This window comes from Streptomyces sp. SID5910 (genome assembly GCF_009862125.1).
Taxonomy (GTDB): domain Bacteria; phylum Actinomycetota; class Actinomycetes; order Streptomycetales; family Streptomycetaceae; genus Streptomyces.
Map to the genome: position 1 here is coordinate 1 of NZ_WWHX01000260.1, position 5,149 is coordinate 5,149.

General features: G+C 75.5%; 7 protein-coding genes. 1 reads left to right on the forward strand and 6 read right to left on the reverse strand.

The window, feature by feature from the left end:
* The 5 genes from GTW67_RS09080 to GTW67_RS09100 form a co-directional block, all read right to left on the reverse strand.
* On the reverse strand, window positions 1–1,399 hold a 1,399-nt coding region (locus GTW67_RS09080; RefSeq protein ID WP_202437007.1), incomplete at its 3' end, for a carboxylesterase/lipase family protein.
* A 189-nt stretch (window positions 1,400–1,588) separates the two neighbouring features.
* On the reverse strand, window positions 1,589–2,740 hold the full coding sequence (locus tag GTW67_RS09085; protein WP_161164293.1) for an RNA polymerase sigma factor: 1,152 nt from the start codon (window positions 2,738–2,740) through the stop codon (window positions 1,589–1,591).
* Window positions 2,737–3,144, reverse strand: a complete 408-nt coding sequence (locus GTW67_RS09090) for a YciI family protein (RefSeq protein WP_161164294.1) — start codon at window positions 3,142–3,144, stop codon at window positions 2,737–2,739. The genes GTW67_RS09085 and GTW67_RS09090 overlap by 4 nt, the downstream gene beginning before the upstream one ends.
* A 122-nt stretch (window positions 3,145–3,266) precedes the next feature.
* On the reverse strand, window positions 3,267–3,938 hold the full coding sequence (locus GTW67_RS09095) for a hypothetical protein (protein ID WP_161164295.1): 672 nt from the start codon (window positions 3,936–3,938) through the stop codon (window positions 3,267–3,269).
* Window positions 3,939–4,000: 62 nt separating this feature from the next.
* On the reverse strand, window positions 4,001–4,324 hold the full coding sequence (locus GTW67_RS09100; protein WP_161164296.1) for a hypothetical protein: 324 nt from the start codon (window positions 4,322–4,324) through the stop codon (window positions 4,001–4,003).
* A 130-nt stretch (window positions 4,325–4,454) separates the two neighbouring features.
* On the opposite strand from GTW67_RS09100, the gene GTW67_RS09105 reads away from it, so the two are divergent.
* Window positions 4,455–4,856: a VOC family protein gene (locus GTW67_RS09105; RefSeq protein ID WP_202437008.1), complete on the forward strand. Its 402-nt coding sequence runs from the start codon at window positions 4,455–4,457 to the stop codon at window positions 4,854–4,856.
* On the opposite strand, the gene GTW67_RS09110 is transcribed toward GTW67_RS09105, so the two are convergent.
* Window positions 4,836–5,149, reverse strand: a 314-nt coding sequence (locus GTW67_RS09110; protein ID WP_161164297.1) for a helix-turn-helix transcriptional regulator, incomplete at its 5' end; no start/stop codon positions are given. The two genes, GTW67_RS09105 and GTW67_RS09110, sit on opposite strands and share 21 nt — an antisense overlap.

Sequence of the window (5,149 nt, forward strand, 5' to 3'; positions counted from 1 at the left end):
CGCCGAAGACCCGCACGGGATGCGTGGCGTCCCAGGCCGGCCAGCCCGGGTCCCCGGACTCGGCGAACCGGACCCACGCCCCGTGCATCGCGTCGGCCAGCTCCTGCGGAGCCCCCTCGCCCGCGAGCCTGCGCGCGTCCGGCCCGTCCCCGGAGTCGAAGACGAAGCCCAGCTCCAGGGCGTGGCAGGCGCCGAGGCCGGGCAGGCCGGACGGCCAGGCGAACTCGTACACGTGGGACGAGCCGGGCCGCGCGTCGGCCACCCGGTGCAGCGGGATGCGCAGCAGATGGTCGGTGACGAGCTGGCCGACGGTCTCGGCGACGCCGGCGTCGGGGTGCAGGGCGCGGTAGCCGCGCACCACCTCGTTGCCGCAGTGGCAGCGGGCCCGCGCGCCCGCCAGGGCGACGGCGCCGAGCCGGTCGACGCGTTCGAGGAGGCCGCCGGGGACCAGCCAGAGCCGGTACTCGTCGCGGGTCCAGCCCATCATCAGGTCGACGCCCCGGGACGCTTCGCCGTCGACGAGCGCCTGAAGGGGGTCGCCCGGCACCACGTCGCCGTCGACGACGAGGCCGAAGGAGGGGCCGCCGAGCACGGGGCTGCTGAACTTCCCCACCTCGGCCTGGGCACGCAGCAGCTGCTCGCGGTCGGCGGCGGCGAAGGCCTCCGCGGTCGCCGGGATCTTCAGCCGGGCGGCCATACGACGCACCATGCGGCGCACCTTGTCGCGGTCGGACGCCTCCGGTGCCCCGCTCTGGAGCACCGCGCGCCGCATCAGGCCGCGGGCCTGCGGGGCGGCGAGGAGGGCGCCAATGCTGATCGCCCCGGCCGACTGGCCGGCGACGGTCACCCGGTCGGGGTCGCCGCCGAAGGCCGCGATGGAGTGCCGCACCCACTCCAGCGCGGCGATCTGGTCGCGCAGTCCGGCGTTGGCGGGGGCGTCCGGGAACAGCCCGTAGCCCTCGACGCCCAGCCGGTAGTTGACCGACACGCAGACCACGCCGTCGCGGGCGAAGGTGCGGCCGTCGTAGACGGGCACCGCGGAAGAGCCCCTGGTCAGGGCGCCGCCGTGCAGCCACACCAGGACGGGCAGACGCGCTCCGGGGCCCGGCTCCGGCGTCCAGACGTTGAGGTTGAGGCAGTCGTCGCCGGGGATCACCGGGTCGGACAAGTACTGGGCGAACGCCTCGGAGTACGGCGGTTTCGGCGCGGTCGGGCCGAAGGAGCCCGCGTCGCGCACGCCGTCCCAGGGCTCGGGCGGCACGGGCGGGCGGAACCGGCGGGGGCCGAAGGGGGGCGCCGCGTACGGGATGCCGCGGAACACGGCGATCCCCTGCTCGCGTCTGCCGCGTACCGCTCCGTGAGGCGTGCTGACCACGGGATCCGTCCGGCCTGCCGTCATGCGCTCACCAGTCCTTCGCCGCGCCGTCGCACCGTCGTACTTCCGTACCGCCGCACCACGCACCGCTCCCATCAGAGCGTCGCGCCGCCCGGGTGTATTCCGGCTCCGTTCCCATGTTCCGGGCACCGGGGCGCCCCCGCCCACCGGACCCCAAGGCGTCACGGTGGGTGACGGGAGGCTCGTCGGGCGTCAGCGGCCGGTGTTGAGGTGGGCGGCCCTGCGGGTCAGGTAGTCGCGTTCCGCGAGGCTGGGGGCCTGGTGGGCCGCCTCGGCGTACAGGCGTGCCGCCGTCGCCGGGTCGCCGTCGCGCTCGTGGAGGTAGGCGGCCACCGCGGTGTGGCGGGGCAGCGCGTCGTCCAGTTCCGCGAGGGCCGCCAGACCGGCGCGCGGCCCGTCGGCCTCACCGACGGCCACCGCGCGGTTGAGCCGGACGACCGGGCTGTCCGTCAGACGCTCCAGCTCGTCGTACCACTCGACGATCTGCACCCAGTCGGTCTCCTCGGCGGTGGGCGCGTCGGCGTGCAGCGCCGCGATGGCGGCCTGCGCCTGGAACTCGCCGAGGCGGTCGCGGGCGAGGGCCGCCTGGAGGATCCCGACGCCCTCGGCGATGGACGCGGTGTCCCACCGGGAGCGGTCCTGCTCCGCGAGCGGCACCAGAGTGCCGTCGGGTGCGGTACGGGAGGCGCGCCGGGCGTGGTGGAGCAGCATGAGGGCGAGCAGCCCCGCCACCTCGGGGTGGTCGATCGAGGCGGCGAGCTGCCGGGTGAGGCGGATGGCCTCGGCGGCGAGGTCGACGTCGCCGGAGTAGCCCTCGTTGAAGACCAGGTAGAGGACGCGCAGCACGGTGGCGACGTCGCCGGGCCGGTCGAACCGCACCCCGGAGACGGTGCGCTTGGCCCGGCTGATGCGCTGCGCCATGGTCGCCTCGGGCACCAGGTAGGCCTGGGCGATCTGGCGGGTGGTCAGTCCGCCGACGGCGCGCAGGGTGAGCGCCACCGCCGACGCCGGTGTCAGCGACGGGTGGGCGCACAGGAAGTAGAGCTGGAGCGTGTCGTCCACCGCGGGCGCGGGCCCGGGCGCCGGCTCCTCGTCGACGCGGTCCTCACGCCGGCGCCGGGCGGCGTCCGAGCGGGTCGCGTCGAGGAACCGGCGCCAGGCCACGGTGACCAGCCAGCCCTTGGCGTCCCGCGGAGGGTCGTCCGGCCAGACGCGGACCGCTTCGAGCAGCGCCTCCTGCACGGCGTCCTCGGCCGCCGCGAAGTCGGCTCCGCGGCGGACGAGGATGCCGAGGACGCTCGGCGTGAGGCTCCGGAGCAGGGCCTCGTTCATCCGTGGGGTCATTCCGCGGTGGTGGGCGGCGCCACCAGGAAGGGGCGCAGTTCGAGCCACTCGTGGATCGGCTTCCCGCCGGCCCCGGGCGCCGCCGACAGCTCCCCGGCCAGCTCGACGGCGCGCTCGTAGCTGTCGACGTCGATCACCATCCAGCCGGCGATGAGGTCCTTGGTCTCGGCGAACGGGCCGTCGGTGACCGGCGGGCGCCCCTCACCGTCGTAGCGAACCCACGTCCCCTCGGGGGCGAGCGCCTGCCCGTCGACGAACTCGCCGGACTTCTCCAGCCGCGCCGCGAAGTCGTTCATGTACCCGATGTGGTCCGAGATCTCCTCCGGCGTCCACCGGTCCATGGGGACGTCGTTGACCGCGGCGGGGGCGCCCCGGTAGTGCTTGAGCAGCAGGTACTTGGCCATGGTGACTCTCCTCGGTGCTGTGCGGCCCATTCTGGCCGCGTTCACCCCGGGGACGGAGCCGGACGCGGGTTCTCGACATCGCCGGCGAAGTTTTTTTTCCGGCCCGGTGTCCGGCCGGTGTCTCAGCCGCCCAGGCCCACGCTGTTGTCGGGCGCCCCGTCGCCCACCGGGGGCAGGTCGCCGCGTTCCACGGGGGCGGTGGCGGCGGGCCGGGGCGAGGGAAGGGTGGCCGCGGCCTCGGCCGCGTCGGGCCGGTGCACGGAGTCGGCGGCCTCGCGCAGCACCGCGCGCGGTACGGCGTCCGCGTCGGCGGTCAGCCGGATCACGAAGCCGTTCTTCGGCAGGGCGTACTCGTGGCGTCCGCCGCCCGTGCGGTACAGCATCCCCGCGTCGGGCTCGCAGCCGGTCCGCTCGCCGCTCATGTCGCCGACCGGCAGCTCGCGGCAGGTGTCCTCGGTCATCGAACCCCGGTCCACGGCGAGCCGCACCGCCGCGCCCGAGGCGTCGACGACGTAACTGGCGGAGAAGCCGTCGTCGCCGACGACACCGACGGACTGCTGGGCCAGAGTGAGGTCGGGGGTCCTGGTGACGTAGACCAGTTCGGGGGCGATGCCGAGGGCCTCGGCCCGGTTCTCCAGCTCGTTGGGGGTGACGATGTCCTTCTCGGCCGCGGCCGAGGCCTCGGCGGAAGCGGCGGCCGCGACCGGGTCGCCGGCCGGCCCCTCCGTGCCGCAGGCGGTGAGCAGCAGAGGGGGCAGCAGCAACAGCGGGAGGACGTGCGCGCGACGCATCATGCGCCCATCCTGCCGCACAGGTGTTCCCCGGGTCTCGGCGTCCCGTCGCCGCGGCGGCCGGGTCAAGGGCGGTGCGCCGCCGCGTCCTTGGACAGCTGGACGGCCGACAGCAGGCTGAGGCCGGGGGCCGCCTCGCGCAGGATCTTGACGGCCCGCACGGAGTCGGGCGGCCCCTCGTACCCGGCGGCGGCGAGGCGCTCGTGGACCCAGCGGGCGCGCAGGGCCGTGTCGGGCACGGCGGCCGCGCGCTCCACCAGGGCGGCGGCCAGCTCCAGCCCGGGCCGCTGCTCCGGGGACGCCTCGGCGAGCGCGTCGCGCAGGCCGGCGGCGATGACGTCCGCGTCCCGCAGGACCACCACTTCGAGTTCCGCTCGTTTTCCGATCATGGCGCCATGGTCGGCCCCTCGCGCCGTACGGAGCAAGGAACTTGAGGACCTTCTGAGCTGTCCCCGCCCGGCGGCCGCGGTGTCCGATTCCTTCAAGACCACCTCCCGCCGCCCCGCCTACGGTGGCCCCATGACCGTACGATTCAACGCCATCGGCCTGGTCGTCTCCGACATGGCCGCCGCCGTCGCCTTCTACCGCCGGCTCGCTTTCGCCTTCCCCGAGGGTGCCGAGAAACAGCCGCACGCCGAGGCCGGGCTGCCCGGCGGGATCCGGCTGCTGCTGGACACCGAGGAGTCCGTCCGCTCCTTCCACCCCGGGTGGGAGCCGCCGGCCGGCTCCCGGGCCTCGCTCGCGCTGCTGTGCGACGAGCCCGCCGAGGTGGACGCGCTGTACGCGGAGCTGACCGGCGCCGGGTACCACGGTGAGCTGGCGCCCTGGGACGCCTTCTGGGGGCAGCGGTACGCGGTCGTGCAGGACCCCGACGGCAACGGCGTCGACCTGTTCGCCGCGCTACCGCCGGCGGCCCAGTAGCTCGCCCAGTAGCTCACCCGGGGGTACGCCCGCCAACTCCCGCACGTCCCGCGCCAGATGGGCCTGGTCCGCGTACCCGGCCCGGGCGGCCGTCTCCGCGAGAGGGGTGCCGCCCCGGGCCAGGGCGAGGGCGCGTTGCATGCGCAGGACGCGGGCCAGCGTCTTGGGGCCGTAGCCGAAGGCGGCCAGCGAGCGGCGGTGCAGCAGGCGTGCGCCGACGCCGAGTTCGTCGGCGGTGGCGGCGACCGGGCGGCCCGCGTCGAGGGCGGCCACGACCCGGCGCAGCAGCGGAT